The organism is Imperialibacter roseus (assembly GCF_032999765.1).
GTDB classification, from domain to species: Bacteria; Bacteroidota; Bacteroidia; order Cytophagales; family Cyclobacteriaceae; genus Imperialibacter; species Imperialibacter roseus.
Map to the genome: position 1 here is coordinate 1,189,994 of NZ_CP136051.1, position 22,459 is coordinate 1,212,452.

A 22,459-nucleotide genomic window follows, 5' to 3' on the forward strand; every position below is an offset into this window, starting at 1 on the left:
TGCATTTCGACCAACCTTTATTAATTATTAGGCAAATATACTTGTTAATTTTTTAAATACAATAAAATTAATTTAGGTTAATCTAAAAATATAAAAACAAAACTACCTTTTAGAGAACGGATCAGATTATTTTTTGATGAGCCGCTGTTGCCAGCTTTGCGATGCGGTTGATAGCCGGATAGTGTAAACCCCCTTTGGTAGCAAACCGATTGATATTTCAACAGATTGCCCTGGGCCTGTCGTCAAGGATCGCCTAAGAACCTCCTGACCAGCCATATTGATGAGGGACACAACAGCGTCATTTTGCTGCTTGAGAAGTTCAACAGCTATGGTCTCACTTGCCGGATTCGGGAATAAATTGAAGATGTCCACTGCGGTTTCTATCCCGGTTACTTCCAATACCTGGTACGCCATCGACACAGAATCCGCACAGCCTTCATCATTGTGGGCTATCAGCATCACGTCATAAATCCCAGCGGAATCGAATGCCAGCAGGGGCTGCTGAGAAATGTCTACAAGGCTTCCGTTGATCATCCATTCCCACGAAGTAGCGCCTGGCGACAGGCTTGTAAAAGTGGCAGTCCTTTGCTTTTTAAGGATGAGAACCTCAGGCTCAATAAGGAAGGCTGCAGAGAAGTCGTAAGGATATATTGAAACTTCAACAGGGTCACTTTCAATAATAGAGTCGATCCCTTTTACAATTAGCTTCACAGTGTCCGTCACGTTCAAAACGTCGAATCTGCTTCCCTTGTACAGTGGCTCCCCGGTGTTTGCTGAGGTAAAAAGAAAGTTGCTCCCGTTTTCTGGCGCCAGGGTGAAGTTTTCGCCGGGGCAAACCGGGCTATCGGACACCAACGGCAGCTCCGACTTGGTGAAGCTCAGTAGTTTTGAAATTGATGAAGTACATCCCTGTTCGTTGCTGGCGACCAGCCTGACGGTAATTTCGGTTTGCTCTGCCAAAATCAACTGGCTATTCATTGTGTCTCCTATGAGGCTATCCACTAAATACCATTGGTAGCCAACGGCATTGGAGCTTTGATTGACCAGAAGGATCGCCGATTCGAACTGAGTAGTATCAGGGAGATAGGTGAAGTCAACCATGGGTTGATTTAGCTGTACAGGAACCAGGACTTTGCGGCTTTCAAAAAGGCTGTCTGCATTAGCCACGTAAAACGAAGTGTCTTTATCAAGCAGTCCGGAGGTGAAAAAGGCACCTTCGAAGACTGCAGCATTGCTCGTTGAGTCGGTATAAACTTTTATTTTTGTAGCATTTGCAGCCTGAATAGTTGCGGAAGCATTGGCGCAAATTACTATGGCATCGATGACCGGCTGTGTCGCTCTGTTAGCCACCAAAACAGTTTTAGTAGCGTTGGAAACACACCCTGCTTTGCTGCTCGTTGTTAGTGTTACGTCATAGGTGCCAGGCTCGTTGAATTTTGCCTGAGCATTTTCTAAAGTGCTTTGCGAACCATTGCCAAAGTCCCAGGCCCAGGTCACTGCTTTTTCGCTTTGGCTGGCGAGGCTGATAGTGGGGCTAACACCTGGTTCAAGCAGAACAGTGTCTGAGCTAAGGCTGAAATTGGCGTCGAGGCCGTCCATGTTAACCTGCACAGAAAACAGGTCGCCAGTGTAGTTGTTGTCGGCGTTTCGCACGAAAAAGGTGGCGGGCGATTTGATGGTGTCTGTCAGGTAGTCATTTCCGTGAATCAGCAGCGTGTCTGTGGCTCCGGCGTCGGCAAAGAAATCAAAAGAAGTGCCACCGGACAGGCTGATGGTAACCGGAGAATCCTTACAGGCCAAAACCGTGGCGATGGTTCTCGGATTGTTTTGGAATTCAGCATACCTGAGTCGGGCTCGCTGCACGGCAGTAATGAACCCATTTTTTGACTCGGCAGTAATCCAGGCAAAAGCTACTTTTTCACTTTTAAAGGCACCAAGGTTCCCAAGCTTCACGCCATTCATTTGAGCAGTGTTATTGCCTACTCCGCTTTGGCCGGCAGTTGTTTTGACCATTTCTGCACTCAGCCAGGCAAACTTAAGCGAATCGGTAAGCAGCGAGTCAGTCACGGCTATGTTTTCGTTCAGGTTATCGATGTCGGCTGCATAAAAAGTTGGCGTATTGTTTGTGAGCAGGGCTATCCCGCCATAGATGTTGTCTTCGTCAATGTAGGTAATCCCGAGTCTTAGAGAGTCGACCCATTCGGTGCGGTTATTGTCGCCGTTGCCAATGCTCCAGTTGGTGAAGAGTCCGGCATGAAGGTTTTCTATAGCATCTGCGGAGGTGTTTGTGACCCGATACTCAGTGATCATAAAGTTTCTGTCGTCAGGAGAATCCCAGGACAGCGTTTTCTGTTCCACGAGCGTTGACAGGGTTTCACTGAGGCTTGCTGTAAAGCTGTTTTCGTAGTAATTGTCGGCAACTGTTCCTCCGAATAACTTGAGGTGCTTTTTAACGGAAAAATCATTGTTCCTCGTTCCGAATACGAGGTTATTGGCAACGTTGTCAGCCAATGAGGCGCCGCTATTTCCCACCAGGAAGCCAGCATGGCTTACAACACGAATATTTTGAAATGTAAACCCATTGCCTGCCTTTAAAGAGTCTTTTGTATAGCCGAGATCCCCCTTCGAATTGATGGTGAGCGATAGATTGGCTGACGAGGTAGTGGTCGAATCCGGGTGAGTGGTGAACTCAAAATATTGGGTGTCGTTGTAACCGGAAGCTTTGACTTTGGCTTTGAAAATGACCCTGGAACCAGGAGGAGTACTTTCATCCAGAATAGCAGAAAAAGCGTAGGTGGTCGTATCAAATGTGGCCAGGTAGGGGGTAGTCCAGGTGTTGCCGGTCAATGTCACTAAATTACTCAATGGTTCTAGTGTAATCTCCAGACCAGAGGCAGGCTTGAGCCAGTTAATGGCTTCCAGATCATAGTGCACAGTGTCGCCAAAAAAAACCTTCTGCCCGGCCTGGGTATGCAAAGAATCTTTCACCAAACGCACCGAAGGAGAAAGCGTATCAGTCAGGGCGCTGTACATGTTGAGCATGCCCCGGCCCAGCAGGCCCTTGTACTGCGCATTGCCTGCCAACCCGTCCACCGATGTGCCTGTGATACGCAACTGCTCCATGATTTGAACGGCAGAGTACTTTGAAAAATAAGATCTGAGTAAAGCAGCCGCACCCGCCACCTGAGGCGAAGAGAACGATGAGCCATCAGCGGTACCATAGGTACTATTGTTTCTTGTTGAATAGGCGGCGGTGCCCGGAGCTACCAGGTCGACATAGTAGCTATAGGTAGCGAAGGACGACTTGGTACCATCGTTAGTCGAGGCCGCTACGGACAATACGTGGTCGTAACTGGCAGGGTAAAAAGTGAGTTCGGCATTGGTGTTGCCGGCGGCAGCCACTACCACCACATCCCTTTCCAATACGGCGTAGTTGATAATATCTTGCGCCGCCTGGCTGTAATTGCCGGTGGAGCCCCAGCTCAAATTGATGACATCCATGCCCTGATTGGCAGCATAAATGATGGCTTCGTAGTTGCCAAATGAAGTGTTATCCTCTGTTTTAAATGCTTTTAGGGGGACAAACTTAGACTTAAAGCCTGTTCCCGCCATTCCTTTGGCGTTGTTGGTTCTGGCTGAAGATAAACCGGAAACGTGTGTGCCGTGGTCTCCAAAATCTGATTTGGGGTCACTATCTCTATTGGCAAAGTCCCATCCACGGTAGTCATCTACATAACCGTTCCCATCGTTGTCAACTCCGTCGATAGGGTCATTTGTATTCAAGTAGATGTTACTGCTTAAGTCCTCGTGGGTATAGTCTGCTCCGGTGTCAATAACGCCAATGACAATGGTAGAGTCTCCAGTCGTAATCCCCCAGGCGTCATAAGCTTTGATAGACGACAGATAGGGCTGCTTGGGGCTCGCTGTGGCGGCATCTGGGTCGTTGGGTATCAGAAAGAGCTGCTCTTTGAAAACTGGCTCGGCATAAAGTACATTGTCATACCGAAGCAATTCGTTGATAGCTTCCAGCACATTGCCTTCTGCCAACTCAACTTTGTACATGTTAGCCAGGTATTTACTTGGCCGCTGGAGTGTTCTTGCGCTTGCATTGGATGCAGGATCGAGGGCTTTCAGCTCCTTTATCGATATCTTCTGGCTGATGGTGAATGAGGTGATATCGGGAACAGCTTGTAACGTCCGTCCACCTGTTGAATAGCGGCCGTCTTTGAATTTAATGATGAGCTGATTGGGCTGGATATCCGATGCCGACTTGCCCGATGGTAGTTGATATCTTCTGCTGGGTTGCGCACTGCTTGCCATGGGCCATAGGACCATGAGCAGCAAAAAGCTGCCCGGTAACAACACTTTATACCAATGGCTTACCTTCATTTCTTAAGCTGCTAACGCACCTTTACTTTTCGCACTATCTGTGAGAAGAGAGAAGGAAAAAACCGCTTCACATAAATACCCCCCACTTCTTTCACTCCTCCTATGTACACCTCTTCTTTTTCTTTTTCCACTGCTCTCACAATCGTCCTTGCTGCCGCTTCCGGTGCAATGCCATTTGCCTGAGCGTCATCCATCTCGTTGAATTTCCCCCCGTCGCCAGTAATTGAGTTGACGGAAATCTGAGTCCGGATAAATCCAGGGCAAATAATGGTCACCTTGATACTGTCGTCGTGCAGTTCTGCCCTCAGGCCGTCGTAGAAGCCATGCAGAGCATGTTTGCTGGCTGCATATCCTGTCCGATAAGGCGAGCTGATGATGCCCACAGCACTGGAGATCACGACATGGTGCCCGTTTTTTCGGCTGATCATGCCTGGAAGCAGTGCCTTGGAAAGGGCAATGGCGCCAAAATAATTGACTTCCATTACTTTGCGATCCACATCCAACTGAGTGTCTTTGGCCAGTGAGCGCTGGCTGATCCCGCCGTTGTTTACAAGCACGTCTACCACACCAAACATAGCTTCCGCTTCTTTAGCTTTGGCTTCAAGACTTGCCGCATTGGCCAGGTCGACTGTCAGTATTTTAACATTTTCCTCCACCAGGCCTTGCACAGATGCTACACAAGCAGCTTTCACTCTTTCCAGTTCTTCCTGGCGGCGAGCCGACAGAATAAGTTTCGCTCCCTTTCTGGCCATTTCATAGGTAATCGCTTCCCCAATCCCTGAAGATGCGCCTGTGATCCACACTACTTTGCCTTTTACCTCAGCCATACGCTACTTTCTTTTTTTCCACCGGGTGAATGAATAATTATAAGGATTTTTTTCGTCAGAGGACATGTCTTTTCGACTAACTTCTTCCCAAATGTGTGTGTCAGGAAGAGGGTATTTGACATTTCCCTCCACAATTACATCAATTTCTGTAATATAAAGGATGTCAGAAATAGGCTGTGTTTGCTTGTAGACCTCCCCACCGCCAATGATATAAAGTTCCTCTTCCCCGGCTGCGGCTGCCAATGCAATTCCTTTTTCGATAGAGTCAACAACATGAGCACCCTCAATGCTGAAGTTTTTGTCTCTTGTTACAATAATAAACGTTCTGCCAGGGAGAATTTTACCAAGCGACTCGAAGGTTTTTCTGCCCATGAGCACGTGGTGCCCCATTGTTTGATCCTTGAAGTACCTAAAATCCTTGGGCATATGCCATAGCATTTTGTAATCATTGCCGATGACGCCATTTTTTGCCACTGCCACTATTTGAGAAATAATCATATCCTGTTGCCTCTGAGAAATTCTTCAATATCCATCCTTTTCTTGCCTTCCATCTGCAATTCCTCGATGGAGATATATCCATCTGCAGTTTTAAGATATAGGTACGTCTTGCTGTCACTCATCATTTCTTTTTCGCCCTTTTGCTCGACTTTTCGTGCCTTGTAAACTTTCACAGTTTTGCCCATTAGGGTTGTCCAGGCGGTAGGGTAGGGCGATAGGCCTCTGATGAAGTCAACCACCTGCTCAGTCGGTTGTTCAAAGTTGATCTCGCAGGTTTCTCTGAATATTTTTGGCGCTGTGGGCGTATCTTCAAAAATTTCCTGCGGCTGTTCCTTGTAGTTTCCTTCTGCAATGGCTTCGACAGTTTTCAGCACCAGTGCGGCTCCCTTGTTCATGAGTCTTTCATACACTGTGCCAACGTTGTCCTCATCGCTTATGGACTCTTTTTCCTGAAAAAGGATATCGCCAGTATCAATTTCGTGTTTCAGAAAAAAAGTAGTGACGCCTGTTTCTTTCTCGCCGTTGATAATGGCCCAGTTGATGGGGGCCGCCCCCCTGTATTTGGGTAACAGTGAGCCATGCAAGTTGAAAGTGCCTAAGGCCGGCATTTGCCATACTATTTCGGGCAGCATGCGGAAGGCAACTACTATTTGCAGGTTGGCGTCCAACGCCTTCAACTCCGCTATGAATTCAGGAGCCTTAAGGTTCGTTGGTTGCAGGATGTTGAGCCCCTTATCTTCGGCATAGGCTTTCACAGCCGATACACCCAGCTTTTTACCTCTCCCTTGTGGCTTGTCGGGCGCTGTAATCACCCCAACAATATTCCACCCATTGGTTACTAAAATATCGAGACTTGGCACGGCGAATTCCGGCGTACCCATAAATACTATTCGAAGATCCTTTGTCATGAAGGCTGTTTATTCAAAATCATCATACAGCAGATGCTTTTTTCTTATCTGCTTGTATGCATCAAGCTTTTTCTGCCACGTGGCTTTGATCTCAGCTTCACTCATTCCCTTCTCAATTTGCTTGCGAAGGTCAGGAGTTCCCGCCAGAAGGGCGAAGTAATTATTAAAAAAACTGGAGTCGGCCGGCGTTTTCTTGTAAAATGAAATGAGGTAGGAGAGGTCTACGGCATTGGGTACGGGAGCTTGCCTCAGGTCGGTACCATAACAAAGTTTGTCCTGATGCTTGGGATCCATCGACATGCCCGGAATTGGAACGGGAGTAAATTGAAAGTCGCCAAACTCAGGCGAAGGGTAGCCTAATACTTCAAAGGGAAAGTGAGTGCCTCTGCCCAGGCTCATCATCGTGCCTTCAAAAAGGCAGATAGAAGGATACCAGGCGATGGAGTGGTCGGTTGGTAGATTGGGCGAAGGGCTTACAGGCAAATTATAAGAGCTGCTATGTGTCCAATTCGCCAGCTTGATCACTTGCAAGTCGGCTTTAACGCTATTTTCCAGCCACCCCTCGTTGTTGATCATGGTGGCCAGCTCACCCATGGTAAGGCCATAGGCAATAGGAATGGGATGGAGACCCACAAATGACTTTTGGGCTTCTTCCAAAACAGGCCCGTCAATTACATTACCCAATGGGTTGGGCCTGTCAAGCACTATGAATGGTAAACCGTTTTCTGCGCAGGCTTCCATGGCATAGCTCATGGTGCTGGTATAGGTGTAGAACCTGGCCCCTACGTCCTGAATGTCAAAAATCACTACATCAAGGCCCGAAAGGTCTTCCTTTGTAGGTTTGTTGTGGCTGCCATACAGGGAGAGGATGGGGATCCCTGTTTTCGAGTCGACTTCATTTCCCACCTTATCGCCGGCGGGGGTGTCGCCCCGGAAGCCATGTTCTGGTGCAAATATTTTTTTGATAGCAATGCCTCTGCTTAGCAGCGAGTCAACCAGGTGCGTTTCCCCCAGCATGGTGGTATGATTCACTACCATACCCACGTTTTTATTTTGCAGAAGTGGCAAGTATTCTTCCATCTGCGCAGCACCAACTTTTATCTGAGAATCAGCTACCTCTTCCACTAGGGCCTTTTTATCTTCTTGTTTTGCCGCATCAGAGCCGCAGGCAGTCAGCATAATGGTAAAAAATGCAATCCTAATCATAGTGTAAATGTGAGGCATGTCTTTATTTTTGTGAGGGTCGAAACTAATTCTGCTGGCAAAATTAATCATTTTTGAATCTTTCCTACTTTATATCGAAGCGAATAAACAAAGACCATGAAGGGTCATTTTCGGCCTCCATTGGCAGGATTGCGGTAGCAAGCATTGCTGTAGGCCTTGCCAGCGCTTTGGTGGCTTTTTTGATCCTCAGAGGCTTTCAGACTACGATCGTTGACAAGATATATGGTTTTGCGGGTCATATGCAGATTTCCCGGTATACTTTGAAATCCAACAATTTTGACGAGCCCCCCATTAGCCTCACATCCGACTTTTATACTCACTGGAAGGAATATGACTTTGTTACTCATGTGCAGCCTATCGGCTACAAGATGGGGATTCTTAAAACTGAGGAGGCAGTTTTGGGCGTGGTGTTCAAGGGAGTGACGAAAGATTTTGATTCAACCAGGTTTACGCCAAGCCTTGTAAAAGGTCATTTTCCGCATTTTTCTGACAGTACTTACTCTCTTGAAGTGCTATTGAGCCAAAGAATAGCAGACAAGTTGGAGAAGGATATTGGTGATGAAGTGATCATGTATGTCGTGCAAAACCCGCCCCGGTTCAGAAGGTTGTCGATTGCTGGCATTTATGAAACAGGTCTCGAAGACTTTGACGACAGGATTATTTTAGGGGACTTGGGCCTGGTACAACGCCTCAACAACTGGCCCGACTCTTTAGTAGGTGGCTATGAGGTGTTTTTGCGTGACCCTTCTGATATGGAAGCCGCTGAAAATGAGATGTACGATGTGCTGGACTCGGATTTATACGCCGATACGGCTGACAATAAGTATTTTCAGATATTTGAGTGGCTGCAGATGCTGGACAGGAATGTCGCCATTTTTCTGGTACTCATCCTTTTTGTCGCCAGCTTCAATATGGTGTCTTTTCTGCTCATCCTCATTATGGAGCGCACAAACATGATTGGGGTGCTGAAAGGCCTCGGAGCCACGGACCTGACGGTAAGGCGAATTTTTTCGTGGAATGGTATGCGGCTCATTGCCAGGGGGATGCTGTGGGGCAATGTAATTGCCGGTGGGTTGGGGTTGCTTCAAAGTCAATTTCACATCATACCACTTGATGCTGCCAGCTACTACATGCACTACGTGCCTATTTATTGGGACTGGTGGGCGATTGTGTTGGTAAATATCCTGACGTTTGTGGTAGTGAACCTCACGCTGTTTATTCCAACAACAGTCATTATCAACATCAGACCTATTGCTGCTATTAAGTTTGACTAAGCTTCTACCCGCAGGTATTTCCTGAAAAGGCTATAAATCCTCATTTGAAGCACGCCCAGAACAGCTTCCTGAAAAATGCCCCGGGTCATTTTGGATTCTCCACGGCTTCGGTCAGTGAAAATGATCGGAATCTCCTTTATTTTGAAACCATATTTCCAGGCAGTGAACTTCATCTCAATCTGAAAAGCGTAACCAACGAACTTGATTTTGTTGAAGGGAATGGTTTCCAGCACGTGCCGGCGGTAGCATTTGAAGCCTGCAGTAGTGTCTGACACTGGTATGCCAGTGATGAAACGGACATATAAACTGGCGAAAATAGACATCATTACCCGGCTTATCGGCCAGTTCACCACGTTCACCAGCCCGTCGACGTACCTTGAGCCAATGGCCACATCAAAGCCGTCTTTGGCACAGGCGTTGTAAAGCTTTTCAAGATCTTTAGGGTCGTGGGAGAAGTCGCAGTCCATCTCAAACATGTATTCATAGCCCTTATCCAACCCATATTGAAATCCGGCTATGTAAGCGGTGCCAAGTCCGTGCTTTCCCTCCCTTTCCAGAATATGAAGTCTGTCTGGCCAAATACTCTGCATGTGCTTAACAATAGCTGCGGTGCCATCCGGAGAGCCGTCATCCACGATAAGCAGGTCAAACTGCATGGACAAATCAAACACCGCTTCGATCATAAGAGCGACGTTCTCTTTTTCGTTGTAAGTTGGGATAATGACTAAACCTTTATTCACAGTTTTTGCTAGTGAACGCCAAACATATTAAAACCATTTCGTTTCTTGAATATATAAAGTGAATTTGCCGCTTTTTTAACGATTAAATACCGGGATCAGTTTATGAACAAGGCCATATTTCTTGATAGGGATGGAGTAATTAATGTTGAAAGGGGAGAGTATACCTTTAGACCTGAGGACTTTACCATCGAAAAGGGAGTGAAAGAGGCTTTGGAGATCTTAAAAGAAAAGGGGTACACAACGGTTGTCATCACCAATCAGGCCGGAATTGCCAAAGCTATCTATACAAAGGAGGACGTGGAGGCTTGTCATGCAAAAATGCATGAGCAATTGCCGGGGCTTATCGACGACGTGTTTTATGCACCCTACTACCCTCCGCTCTCGGAATCGCTGGGCCGAAAGCCGGGCTCCCTGCTCTTTGAAAGGGCACTTGCTTTGTATCATGTTGACCCGCAACAATCATGGATGGTGGGCGACAACGACCGGGACCTGGTGCCCGCCAGAAAGTTGGGAATGCATACGATTGGCATCGGGGTTGCAGAAAAGTTTCCCTCCGCCGATGCCTGCGTAAGCAGCCTTTTGGAGGCGGTCACCAACGTCATTATGAAATAGACTAGCGGTAGCAGAAGTTAGCTGGCTATTTGTAGCCCAGAATCTTCAGCATGCTGTCGCTCTCCTGCTCTTCTCTGAAAAGTTTCGTTGTTACCGTGCCTCGCTGGTCTCTGTCGATGATGATGTGCTTGGGGGCGGGAATCAGGCAATGCTGAATGCCGCCGTATCCTCCCAGGCTTTCCTGGTAGGCGCCGGTATGGAAGAAGCCGAAGAAAAGTGTTTCGTCGTCTTCAATCACTGGCAGGAACACCTCCGAAGTGTGAGCTTCTGAGTTGTAGTAGTCCATACTGTCGCAGGTAAGGCCACCGAGGTTTACTTTGTGGAAATTGTTGTCCCAGTTGTTGATGGGCAGCATGATGTATTTTTGGTTCAATCCCCACACATCGGGCAGATGAGTAATAAATGAACCGTCCATCATGTACCAAAGCTCCTTGTCGTTTTGCAGCTTTTGGTCAAGCACCGAATAAATCGTTGCGCCACTTTCGCCTACGGTAAACGAGCCATATTCAGTGAAGATATCCGGCACCGGCACATTGTTCTTATTGCAGATCCACTGGATGTTTTCAACGATTTGCTCAGCCATGTAAGGGTAATCGAATTCAAACGCCAGGGAGCTTTTGATGGGGAAACCGCCGCCGATGTCGATCGTGTCGAGTTCGGGGCAGGTCTTTTTTAGCTCGCAGTACATGTAAATGAACCGGCTAAGCTCCGACCAGTAGTAGGCAGTGTCTTTTATGCCGGTATTGATGAAGAAGTGAAGCATTTTGAGCTTCGCTTTCGACTTACCGTCCTTGATTCTGTTTTTGTAAAAGTCGATGATGTTGTTGTACCTGATGCCAAGGCGGGAGGTGTAGAACGCAAAGTTCGGCTCCTCGTCGGCAGCCACTCTGATGCCAATTTGAAACTCGTCAACGGTAACGCCCGATTCATATTTGTCAAGCTCTCCCAGGTTGTCAAGAATGGGCACACAGTTTTTGAAGCCGTCGTTGATCAGGTCGGTAACGTACTCCGTGTAGAGTGGCCTCTTGAAGCCATTGCAAACCACGAAAGTGTCTTTGGATATCTTGCCTTTTTCAAACAGGTTCCTGACAATGGGAATGTCGTAGGCCGAAGAGGTTTCGAGGTGAATGTCGTTTTTAAGCGCTTCCTCCAGCACGAAGGAAAAGTGCGAAGACTTGGTGCAATAGCAATAAGTGTACTTGCCTCCGTATTTATGCTTGGCTATTGCATTATTGAATATTTCTTTGGCGTACTGTATTCGTTCACTGATTTTCGGGAGATAAGTGAGCTTGAGGGGTGTGCCATATTGTTCTATGACATCCATCAGGTTCACTTCGTTAAACAACAATTGATTGTTTTCTACTCTAAATTCCTCAGTGGGGAACTCAAAGGTTTGATCAATCAGATCGAAGTAGCTTTTCATCTAAATCAGTGCGGTTCTTGATTACATTTAATATACCAGGCGCTGCGCTATAAAAGGCACAGAAAAGCAAATATAAAGGTATAGGTCGGCCATTAACAACAGTATTGCCAAATGATCTGGGCTGGCAACGATTTTTTTATGTAATCACTTATTTTTCAGGTAATTAGTGCAAATGAAGAAAAGGTTAACATTTCAGGTGCGCTTTGAGGGTTCCCATGGGTTAGTCGTGAGTTTTGGAGACATGCGCAATTTCGTGACGTGTTTTTGCGAATTTTTAATATTTGATGCGATTTCGATGCTGGAAATATCTTAAATTGCACCGTGGATGAATGTTATTGGCATCCTTACCCTAATTTTATGTCTTGTTACATAGGTAAACAACTGGAACCCAACCAGGCGCTCAGAGTCAGAGCGTTGCCGTGCAGAATATACCTGCCCTACTATCATTTTTCGTATAATTAGCACCGCCTGATGCGGGAACGCCAAGCAGGTCTGCTTTTTTTGACATCGTAAAGCAACAGGCGTTCGTTAACTGGTTTTCAAAGCTTAAACAACATAATCCCATTATAATGAAAGAGATTTTGCTCATCGAAGTTAAGTCAGAACTCGGTGCAGGCACAAGAGGTGCCAGTTTGGGCATCGATGCTGTTAAAATTGCCAGCATCGATCTTCAGTCAGATTTTTTTGCAAGGTACGATTCAGTGAATGTTCGCACCGACAACAGCCCATTGTTCACCGGCTTCATTTCACCTTCAGCTAAGTATGTGAACGCTATTATTGGTGTGGAAAAGAGAGTGTGCAATGCTGTGTGTGAGGCATTGGAGTTTGGTCAGCTGCCCATGGTGCTGGCTGGTGACCACAGCACAGCGTTTGGTACTATCGCAGGCGTAAAAAAGGCATTTCCGGATAAGAGACTCGGCGTGATTTGGGTAGACGCCCATGCCGACCTTCATACACCCTACACCACGCCGTCAGGCAATGTGCATGGCATGCCTCTGGCCATGGCGCTGGGCACCGACAACCGGGACGTTCAAACCAACGAACCACCAGCCGAGGTTGCCCATATTTGGGAGGAGATTAAAAAGATTGGAGTTGAGGGCCCTAAGCTGCACCCTTCTGATGTGGTGTTTATTTCAAAACGTGACACGGAAGCGCCGGAAGACTACCTGGCTGAGAAATTTGGTATGCGTAATTACACAACCGAGGAAGTAAGGAAATATGGCCCGAAGAAAGTAGCAGCCATGGCGTTGGAGCAGCTCCGGGAATGCGATATGATTTATGTGTCTTTTGATGTCGACAGCCTCGATCCTTCTGTGTCGGTGGGCACTGGCACGCCCGTGCCTGGCGGACTTACCGTAGAGGAAGCAAAAGTGATCAATACCGAATTGGTCAAGAGCCCAAAGGTGCTATGTTGGGAAATGGTGGAGATTAACCCCACACTGGATTCAGAAAACAAGATGGCCGAAGTAGCTTTTGAGATTATGGAGGCAACAGCCAGGTCATTTGAGGATTCGAGGATGAAGCCGGTGTTGGTTTAGTGACGACCTAACTGAAATTGGTTTATCAAAAGGATGTGGCATCAACCACATCCTTTTTTCGTATGGCGTTGCTAAATGCCCCGCAAGAGTCGGAATAACAATGAAATAACCAATAACACTACGAAAATGTAAAACACAATTTGTGCTATACCTGCTGCGGCCCCGGCTATCCCGCCAAAGCCCAGAACTGCTGCAATCAATGCGATAATCAGCAGTCCGATAATCAATCTTAACATAGCTTTTAATTTTGGTTGAAAATAAAATGATCTCCCCAATGCTAACGGCTCAAAACAGCCTGGGTTGGGGGTAGAAGAGTTATGTTGTTGATTATCAGGTAAATAAAATTTTATAAAATAGAAATATAGAAAGAAAATATTGAATATTTTCTTGTTGATACATTCTCTAAAATGGCTTCGATTCTACGGCAAAAGTCTGGTTCTTCTACTCTTTCAACCAACCCATACGAACTGCCCAATCACGCAGGTAAGCCTGTCGGAATTTGTTGACCGTTTTTGCTCCTGCTCTGTTGTTTTCGATAAGAGAATCAGCAGGATTGTCCGTCCAGTAGTGTTGGCCGTGGTTAGTTTTAACGAAAGAGCCTCCCCAGCTTTCTCCTTCCGGGTTGTCTATGTCGCCATTGAGAAAATAGAGCACCGATGGTGTGTCGCCCATCTTGATGTCTTTTTTCTTGTTCCAGAACAAGTCTCCTAGTGTGCCATGGCCTTTTACATGATTTTCAACAAAGGTGAGATTACCCATGCTATTGGTGGTGTCGCCGCCCATGTACATGCCCCGGAAGGTGGTGTTGTTTTCTATCCACCACAGGTCAGGGTGGTTGTGAAAAAGGTAATCTCTCGATTTTGGATCCTGCAATGTGTTCCACGACCCAATGGAATATACTCTTATGTTGCTTTTGATGGAAGGGGCGTGGTGCACTGCCTGGGCTACATCGGTTATTGATCCCCACACGAGGATGTACAGCGGCTGGCCAGCGTTTTCTTTGGCCTTGTCTATTATCCATGAGGCGCCGTCACTTAATTCTGTGGGAACTTCAGTTTTAAGTGAATCGGTGGCTCCTTGTTTGGTGATGCTGAGTAGGTACTCCGGGGAAGGAAAGCGTGCTGAATGCTTTTTGAGCTTTTCAAAATCCGCTGCATAAGCAGCAATTGCTTCCTCTATGTGTTCCTTTCTCCCGGCATCAGGTGGCGAGCTAATCAAGCCGAGGAGATTGAATCGGTCGGCATAGACAAACAAATGAACGAGAGACTGGTAGTCATCAGGGTCGCTGCCGCCGATATCTGTAGAAACGATGATATTTGGCCGGTCAGCCACAGGCCTGGAATTGTTGCAAGCTGAGACAATGACCACTGCAGCCAAAAGCAGCAGTCGCATGGGATGGCTGGAGGTGTTTTTGGGCATTCTGGTAAATCTGATTTCTTTATGGAATGTCACAGCTAGGGATGAAAGAGAAAATAGAGTGATAGAATATAATTTATGCAAGAATTATTTGAGTATTTTTTATATAAGCGATACCTTTATCGATTGACTATCTTTTTTTTGAATACATTATGCCTCTTCTAGCTATTGGACAAACAGGTGTATGAACTTTAGTTGAGTTTGTCTTTAGGCTAAATTATATAAGTTTTACTCATTATGGCTGTTCGACCTAACCTAAAAGCAGCAGTGGGGCTGATATTGCTATTGCTATCAGGCACTGTTTCTGCACAGAATTTTTCTGCCGGTGTAAATACCGAGAACCCCAACCCAAGGGCGGTACTACACCTTGTTTCCCCCAACGGCGACCAGGGGCTACTCATTCCCCAACTCACAACAGCGCAAAGAACAAGCATGGGCGGCGGTCTCAATGCCCAGTCCAACGGATTGCTTGTGTATGACAATGAGCAGGGGCTGTTCTACTTCTGGCTGAATACGGGCTGGATTGCCTTGTCAGTTACTGATAATCAAACCCTGGCAGTTTCGGGTACCAACCTTACTATCCAAAACGGCAACTCAGTGGATTTGGCCGCCACAGGTTTTCTTCTGTCTGAAACTGATCCTACAGTACCAGATGCCATCAAAGATGGAATCGACTGGACAGAACTGACCAATATTCCGGCTGGTTTTGCAGATGGTGTGGATGAGGTGGGGAGCTCCGCAGGCGACGGCACGACCATTTTAGGTGACGGCAATGCCACTCCCTTTTCTGTAGGCGTGATAGACATATCGCAGGTAAACGGCCTGGCGACGATTGCAGCGAGCGGCTCGTTCAACGACCTGGCTGATGTGCCTGCTAATTTGGATGTGGACAATACCGATGACCTTTCTACTTCTGCTGTTCCGGCCCCTGGCGATGTTTCAGGGAGCTTTGCGCTCGGTTTGGTCGTGGACCAGGTGGGGGGCGAGGCAGCTGCTGATGTTGGTGCAGCCACTTTTTTCGTGACCAACAACCCCTTTATTGACCCTGACTTCAGCGACGATCTTACCTTGTCTGATACTCCTTCCGGTGGCGATGTAAGCGGGGATTTTGGAACTGGGTTGGTTGTTGACTTTGTGGGGGGCGAGGCAGCTGCTGATGTGGCAGCAGCAACAGCACTTGTGATTGCCAATCCGAACATTGACCTGGATGCTACTAATGATTTTGATGGGGCTTATTCCAGCCTGACAGGCGTTAGCGTAGTGAATGCCGATGTAAATGCGGCTGCTGCGATAGCGGGAACGAAGATTTCTCCAAACTTTGGCACTCAGAATATTAGTACTTCGGGTTCAGTAACAGCTGGAAGTTTCGCCGGTGATGGCGGTGGATTAATTAACATTACAGCGACGAACTTCACTGGTAACCTGGCCGGTGACGTGACTGGCCCACAGGGAACGACTGTGATAGCCAACGATGCGGTAACGAGTGCAAAAATCCTCGATGGGACAATTAGCAACGTCGATATAGCGGATGTTGCAGCAGCGAAAGTAACCGGTTTGGGCACCGCCGCTACATTGAATGTGGGTACGGCTCCGAATAATGTTGTGCAATTAGACGCTACTGGTCTTCCGGGAGTGGATGGCTCTCAATTAACCAATGTTGCTGCCGTAAGCTTCACAGGTAATCTGGCAGGTGATGTAACTGGCCCACAGGGAACGACTGTGATAGCCAACGATGCGGTAACGAGTGCAAAAATCCTCGATGGGACAATTAGCAACGCAGATATAGCAGATGTTGCAGCAGCGAAAGTAACAGGTTTGGGCACAGCAGCTACATTGAATGTGGGCACGGCTCCGAATAATGTTGTGCAATTAGACGCCACTGGCCTTCCGGGAGTGGATGGCTCTCAATTAACCAATGTTGCTGCCGTAAGCTTCACCGGTAACCTGGCCGGTGACGTGACTGGCCCACAGGGAACGACAACGATTGCCAACAATGCGGTAACGAGCGCAAAAATTCTCGATGGGACAATTAGCAACGTCGATATAGCAGATGTTGCAGCAGCGAAAGTAACCGGTTTGGGCACCGCCGCTACATTGAATGTGGGTACGGCTCCGAATAATGTTGTGCAACTGGACGCCACTGGTCTTCCAGCCGTTGATGGCTCTCAACTAACCAATGTCGCTGTTACTACCATTACAACACCTTTTGATGGGGACGTTTTGACCTGGGATAACACGAATAGCCGCTGGGATGCCATTGCGCCAACAGTCACTGGCGATATGTTTGCAGGCACGTATGATCCTAATGGGATAGGACTGGATGCATTTGCCTTCCAGAACCAATATAGCCTTACCACACCTCTTGATGGTGATGTTTTGACCTGGGATAACACGAATAGCCGCTGGGATGCCATTGCGCCAACAGTCACTGGCGATATGTTTGCAGGCACGTATGATCCTAATGGGATAGGACTGGATGCATTTGCCTTCCAGAACCAATATAGCCTTACCACACCTCTTGATGGTGATGTTTTGACCTGGGATAACACGAATAGCCGCTGGGATGCCATTGCGCCAACAGTCACTGGCGATATGTTTGCAGGCACGTATGATCCTAATGGGATAGGACTGGATGCATTTGCCTTCCAGAACCAATATAGCCTTACCACACCTCTTGATGGTGATGTTTTGACCTGGGATAACACGAATAGCCGCTGGGATGCCATTGCGCCAACAGTCACTGGCGATATGTTTGCAGGCACGTATGATCCTAATGGGATAGGACTGGATGCATTTGCCTTCCAGAACCAATATAGCCTTACCACACCTCTTGATGGTGATGTTTTGACCTGGGATAACACGAATAGCCGCTGGGATGCCATTGCGCCAACAGTCACTGGCGATATGTTTGCAGGCACGTATGATCCTAATGGGATAGGACTGGATGCATTTGCCTTCCAGAACCAATATAGCCTTACCACACCTCTTGATGGTGATGTTTTGACCTGGGATAACACGAATAGCCGCTGGGATGCCATTGCGCCAACAGTCACTGGCGATATGTTTGCAGGCACGTATGATCCTAATGGGATAGGACTGGATGCATTTGCCTTCCAGAACCAATATAGCCTTACCACACCTCTTGATGGTGATGTTTTGACCTGGGATAACACGAATAGCCGCTGGGATGCCATTGCGCCAACAGTCACTGGCGATATGTTTGCAGGCACGTATGATCCTAATGGGATAGGACTGGATGCATTTGCCTTCCAGAACCAATATAGCCTTACCACACCTCTTGATGGTGATGTTTTGACCTGGGATAACACGAATAGCCGCTGGGATGCCATTGCGCCAACAGTCACTGGCGATATGTTTGCAGGCACGTATGATCCTAATGGGATAGGACTGGATGCATTTGCCTTCCAGAACCAATATAGCCTTACCACACCTCTTGATGGCGACGTCTTAACATGGGACAATACGAACAGTCGTTGGGATGCCATGGCTTCCAATGGATTCACCCTCCCATATACCAATTCTGTTGCTGATATTAACGCCCTATTCGATCTTGACAACATCGGTACTGGGCCGGCTGCAAGGTTTGCTAACACTACCTTTAATGGTACAGCGGTGTTGGTTGAGGGAAATGTTGCCTTGCAACAAGGGTCAAATAGGAAGATTGCGATTCAAGATAACACTGTTGCAGCGGGAAATGATTTAGAGGTAGCAGCTGGCGGTACCACACTGGCTGCCATCGGCGGTGTTTTAGCCTTAAAAGGCGGAAGTTCGACTTTGGGAACTGGTGGTAACATCCGTCTTGAGCCAGGCACGGGCGTTAGCAATGGAGGCATCGACATGCGGGGGATCACACGCTTTGGCCAACCAGGGTTAGCACCAGGACGCATTGAGTTGGAAGATAACACGGGAACAAATGCGGTTTCAATCATTGCGCCTTCTGGTGTCGCTAGCTACACACTAACTTTGCCAACCGTAACAGGTGCCGGCGCTTTAACCAATGACGGATCCGGAGCTTTGACATGGAACCCGGCAGGTGCTGGAAACTATATTATTGATGCGAACGAAAACCAGAAAGGTGGTGCAAGTGCGGCTCCTGCAATCACCACTGGTGTTCAAAATGTTGTGCTTGGAAATTTATCAGGGAGTGGGTTGACCGTTGGAAATGGAAATGTCGTTGCAGGCCATTCCGGAGGTCTGAGTTTAGTAGGAGGATCTGACAACCTGGTGGTTGGTCGCCTTGCAGACGTCTCCGGTGATGGAAGTAATAATGTGGTGCTTGGTAATAACGCAGATGCGGCGGGTAGTAGTTCAGTTGTAATTGGTGCTAGTGCCAGCGCTTCTGGTAACAGCTCTATTGCCATGGGAGAAAATACACAAGCCAATGGTGTGCGGAGCATGGCCTTCGGTGCCGGCACAGTTGCAACAAACGCTCAGACAGCCATCATAGGAGATGGTGCTACGACCAACACAACTTTCGATGTGGGAATTGGCACCGCAGCGCCGGGAGGCAGATTGGAGGTTTCAACTAAGATAGGAGAGACTGGGCAAAATGGCATAATTATCAATCACCAGGCTGACTCAGGTTTTGGCTTGCTGCTTACGCAAGGCAACTCCGGCAATATAAACGATGCCATGCAAGTCACCAATTCAGGAGGAGCCGGTGTTTCAACTCGTGCGGGATGGTTTAGAAACATAGAAGCAACAAATGCGGGCCCAGCCCTGGCTGCACAAAGTGCAGGCACTGGCCCTTCTATGCAGGTAGACAAGGCAGTAGACGGTGATGCCCTGGTGGTCAATCACACTTCTTCACTTGGCAATGGCATTTTTGTGAACATGAACCCGGTAGGTACAAACCCTGCCGTTCAGATTTCCAACTCTGGAATCGGAGGTTCCATTACAGCGGACGGAAATATAACGACTTCGGGCAATCTCACCGGTACTGATATTGCAGCTGCCAACAATATTTCGGCAGGAGTAAATATAACAGCAACAGGCGCATTGTCAGGGGCAACGCTTTCGGTGGGGGGGCAGGCTGTTGTTAACGGACGGTTTATTACTACTCCACAGCCGCAAGCAGTGGTTTCCGGCTTACCAGTTCCAACATCCAGAATTATTCGCCTGACTGCTGGTGCCACTACAATCAATGGCATTGCTGCGGGCCAAAACGGACAGGAGGTGATATTGATTAATACTACGGGGGGATCTATTCTGGTAAATGATGGATCTCTTCTGCTGAACAATGCTGCGCCATTCACGATGAATAATAACGCAACATTGCATTTAATTTACGACTCTGGCCTAGGAGCCTGGTTAGAAATAGGTAGATCTGCTCGTCCATAGTATGAAGTATATTTTAGTTATATTCTACTGGCTACCAATTGCAGCATTCTCCCAAACCTTCAACCTCGGAGGTGACGCCGGACTATTCGTGGGCAGCGATGCCAGCTTTTACTTTGGGGGCAACACGACCCTGAACGGGAACCTGAACAACCAGGGGCAGGTAACGAGCTTCAGCGATATCAACTTCGTTTCAAACACGGATGTCGGTAGCATCAAATTTATAGGCACGGCCGACCAGGAGCTTATTGGAGAAGAGCTAATTTTCTTTGACTTTACCGTAGACAAAGACGGACAGCTCATAGTAAACCCCAGAAAAGTGACTGTTAATGGCACTATGAGCATGGCCAGAGGGGTGATCAAAACCGATGCTGATCAGGAAGTAGTTATTAAAGGGAGCACAATCTCCGGTGGTACCGGGTATATTGAAGGCAGAGCGTTGGGTGTGCTTTCTAATGGTGAACTCACCTTCCCTACAGGTATCAACGGATTTACTAACTACATTACTTTCAGTGGCTTCGATCCAAATATTACATTCGAGGTGAGAATCCTGCGTCCGGACGGTTCCACACTGAATCCTGATGAGGACATTGTGGGAATTGCCGACCAGGTAGAGTGGCAGGTGGTATCTCCCGAAGTGCCGGCAAGTGCCTTTGTTAGCGTGGATTTTTCAGGCATCGATCTGGAGAATTTTCAAAATGGGGAGCAGATACGATCCGAAAAATATGAAGCGGCATTAGTTATGTACACTGTAGATGACACGCTATACCATAGCGTTCCGGGTGTCTTTGTCGATGGCTCTGACCCACAGTCGGAGTCGTTTGGCAGGTTTGAATCAACGGAGCGCATCCCTATCTCAAGCGAAGTTACTCGTTTGAACATAGCACTGATCCCAGTCATCATCAGGCCTCATTTCTTTGTCCCCAACTCCTTCGCACCCAATGGCGAACTGGATGAGAATCACTTGTTCCGGCCGTTCTACTCTGGTGATAAGGTAACAAGCATTTATATGCGGGTCTTCGACTCGTTCAACAAAGAGGTATACCTCTTTAGCCAGGCAGGAGACGATGTTGATCTATCGCTGATGGGTTGGGACGGCACTATGCCGTCTGGCCAGGGGGCTCCGAATGGTGTTTATTACTACACTATTCAACTGCAGGGAGAAACGGAGAATCATAATCAATCGGGCGCAGTACTTTTGGTGAAATAATATGAGAAATACTTTTACTACTGCACTATTTCTTTTTTCACTCAACGTCTTTGCCCAGGAAGGACAGTTTTCGCAGTACTTTGCCAGCTCGTCTTTCATGAGTCCGGCTTTCACGGGAGCTATTCCCAATCTTTCTCTTAACTCCAACTACAAGAGAGGTGGTAGCCCCAATTCAGAAAACTTCTTTGAGATGGTGCAAACCACCTTCACCTACCCATTTCAAAAGCACACCAGCAAGTCGGTGCAGGTAGGTGGAGCGGGGATCAGCTTTTTTCAGGAGCGCCGGGGCTACCAGGGGCTCTACAGTGCCAGAAAGGTGCTTTTGAATGGTGCCTACAATATCAAGCTTGATCAATTTTCGAACCGTTACTTTATTTTTGGCTTACAGGGCGGCGCTGTGCAGCAGCGAATCAACGGCAATCAGCTACAATGGGGCTCGCAATTCAACAAGTATTTCGGTTACGATGACACCAGGCCGGGGGAGGGGATTCCCGTTTCTTCTGTTTTCTACCCGGTCTTTAATTTTGGAGTCATGTATACGGCTTTCGACAACCAGAATCTTTATATCAGAGACAGGAGCTTTACTTTCGGTGCCAGCATCGACAACCTCAACCGGCCGGTGATCGACTACCAATCGGTGGAGCCCAGCCACCTCAATTTTCTCTATAAGGCATTTGGCTCTGTGAAGCTACCACTCGCACCTCGCTGGCACATTTTCCCGTCCTTCTACACCTTACATTCCCATGGCAATACACAAGTAAACGCCGGTACTTACCTGTCTACCTTCCTCAGTTCAGTGCGTTCCCGCACGGCGTTTCTGATGCAGTTTGGTGCCTGGTACAGGGTGGGAGATTCGGTCATCGTGCTTACTGGCTTCCAGGTAGAAAATATAAGGCTGGGGTTCAGCGTGGACCTGAATGCGCAAACTTACAACCTGGGGACAGAGCTGAGCAACGACCTGCCAACGTATGAAATCTCGCTCACTTATAATTTGAATTTGTCTCGGCCGCTGCGTAATATGACGAGCCCCATTTTCTAGCCA

At 47.7% G+C, this 22,459-nt stretch carries 15 protein-coding genes; 6 read left to right on the forward strand and 9 right to left on the reverse strand.

Annotated features, from left to right (window positions below; translation table 11 throughout):
- Positions 1–126: 126 nt before the first annotated feature.
- The 5 genes from RT717_RS05225 to RT717_RS05245 are packed head-to-tail and all read right to left on the reverse strand — an operon-like array spanning position 127 to position 7,828.
- Positions 127–4,389: a S8 family serine peptidase gene (locus RT717_RS05225; protein ID WP_317490679.1), complete on the reverse strand. Its 4,263-nt coding sequence runs from the start codon at positions 4,387–4,389 to the stop codon at positions 127–129.
- An 11-nt stretch (positions 4,390–4,400) separates the two neighbouring features.
- The gene (locus RT717_RS05230) at positions 4,401–5,216 is read right to left on the reverse strand and encodes an SDR family oxidoreductase (RefSeq protein ID WP_317490680.1); all 816 of its coding nucleotides are present in this window, start codon (positions 5,214–5,216) and stop codon (positions 4,401–4,403) included.
- 3 nt (positions 5,217–5,219) lie between these two features.
- Positions 5,220–5,714 (reverse strand): dihydrofolate reductase, encoded by a 495-nt coding sequence (locus tag RT717_RS05235; protein ID WP_317490681.1) that lies wholly within the window; start codon positions 5,712–5,714, stop codon positions 5,220–5,222.
- On the reverse strand, positions 5,711–6,622 hold the full coding sequence (gene fmt, locus RT717_RS05240; RefSeq protein WP_317490682.1) for a methionyl-tRNA formyltransferase: 912 nt from the start codon (positions 6,620–6,622) through the stop codon (positions 5,711–5,713). Before fmt ends, RT717_RS05235 begins: the two co-directional genes overlap by 4 nt.
- 9 nt (positions 6,623–6,631) lie before the next feature.
- Entirely contained in the window at positions 6,632–7,828 is a 1,197-nt protein-coding gene (locus RT717_RS05245) for an exo-beta-N-acetylmuramidase NamZ family protein (protein ID WP_317490683.1), read from the reverse strand.
- A 71-nt stretch (positions 7,829–7,899) separates the two neighbouring features.
- Between RT717_RS05245 and RT717_RS05250 the strand changes: the two genes are divergently transcribed.
- Positions 7,900–9,120, forward strand: coding sequence for an ABC transporter permease (locus tag RT717_RS05250; RefSeq protein WP_317490684.1), 1,221 nt, complete (start codon positions 7,900–7,902; stop codon positions 9,118–9,120).
- Here RT717_RS05250 and RT717_RS05255 read toward each other — a convergent pair.
- On the reverse strand, positions 9,117–9,860 hold the full coding sequence (locus RT717_RS05255) for a polyprenol monophosphomannose synthase (protein WP_317490685.1): 744 nt from the start codon (positions 9,858–9,860) through the stop codon (positions 9,117–9,119). The two genes, RT717_RS05250 and RT717_RS05255, sit on opposite strands and share 4 nt — an antisense overlap.
- A gap of 102 nt (positions 9,861–9,962) precedes the next feature.
- On the opposite strand from RT717_RS05255, the gene RT717_RS05260 reads away from it, so the two are divergent.
- The gene (locus RT717_RS05260) at positions 9,963–10,472 is read left to right on the forward strand and encodes a D-glycero-alpha-D-manno-heptose-1,7-bisphosphate 7-phosphatase (protein ID WP_317490686.1); all 510 of its coding nucleotides are present in this window, start codon (positions 9,963–9,965) and stop codon (positions 10,470–10,472) included.
- Positions 10,473–10,497: 25 nt separating this feature from the next.
- Here RT717_RS05260 and RT717_RS05265 read toward each other — a convergent pair whose 3' ends face one another.
- Entirely contained in the window at positions 10,498–11,895 is a 1,398-nt protein-coding gene (locus RT717_RS05265) for a type III PLP-dependent enzyme domain-containing protein (protein ID WP_317490687.1), read from the reverse strand.
- Positions 11,896–12,464: 569 nt separating this feature from the next.
- On the opposite strand from RT717_RS05265, the gene rocF reads away from it, so the two are divergent.
- Positions 12,465–13,433 carry an arginase gene (rocF, locus tag RT717_RS05270; protein WP_317490688.1) on the forward strand — a complete coding sequence of 323 codons (969 nt, stop codon included), beginning with the start codon at positions 12,465–12,467 and terminating at the stop codon, positions 13,431–13,433.
- A gap of 71 nt (positions 13,434–13,504) precedes the next feature.
- Here rocF and RT717_RS05275 read toward each other — a convergent pair whose 3' ends face one another.
- Positions 13,505–13,669, reverse strand: a complete 165-nt coding sequence (locus RT717_RS05275; RefSeq protein WP_152000934.1) for a DUF1328 family protein — start codon at positions 13,667–13,669, stop codon at positions 13,505–13,507.
- A gap of 205 nt (positions 13,670–13,874) precedes the next feature.
- Positions 13,875–14,852 (reverse strand): DUF1593 domain-containing protein, encoded by a 978-nt coding sequence (locus RT717_RS05280; RefSeq protein WP_317490689.1) that lies wholly within the window; start codon positions 14,850–14,852, stop codon positions 13,875–13,877.
- A gap of 234 nt (positions 14,853–15,086) precedes the next feature.
- Between RT717_RS05280 and RT717_RS05285 the strand changes: the two genes are divergently transcribed.
- The 3 genes from RT717_RS05285 to RT717_RS05295 are packed head-to-tail and all read left to right on the forward strand — an operon-like array spanning position 15,087 to position 22,456.
- Complete coding sequence (locus RT717_RS05285; RefSeq protein ID WP_317490690.1) at positions 15,087–20,210, forward strand: beta strand repeat-containing protein; 5,124 nt, start codon at positions 15,087–15,089, stop codon at positions 20,208–20,210.
- Between the two features lies 1 nt (position 20,211).
- Complete coding sequence (locus tag RT717_RS05290; protein WP_317490691.1) at positions 20,212–21,417, forward strand: T9SS type B sorting domain-containing protein; 1,206 nt, start codon at positions 20,212–20,214, stop codon at positions 21,415–21,417.
- Between the two features lies 1 nt (position 21,418).
- Positions 21,419–22,456, forward strand: a complete 1,038-nt coding sequence (locus tag RT717_RS05295) for a PorP/SprF family type IX secretion system membrane protein (RefSeq protein ID WP_317490692.1) — start codon at positions 21,419–21,421, stop codon at positions 22,454–22,456.
- The last annotated feature ends 3 nt before the right edge of the window (positions 22,457–22,459 follow it).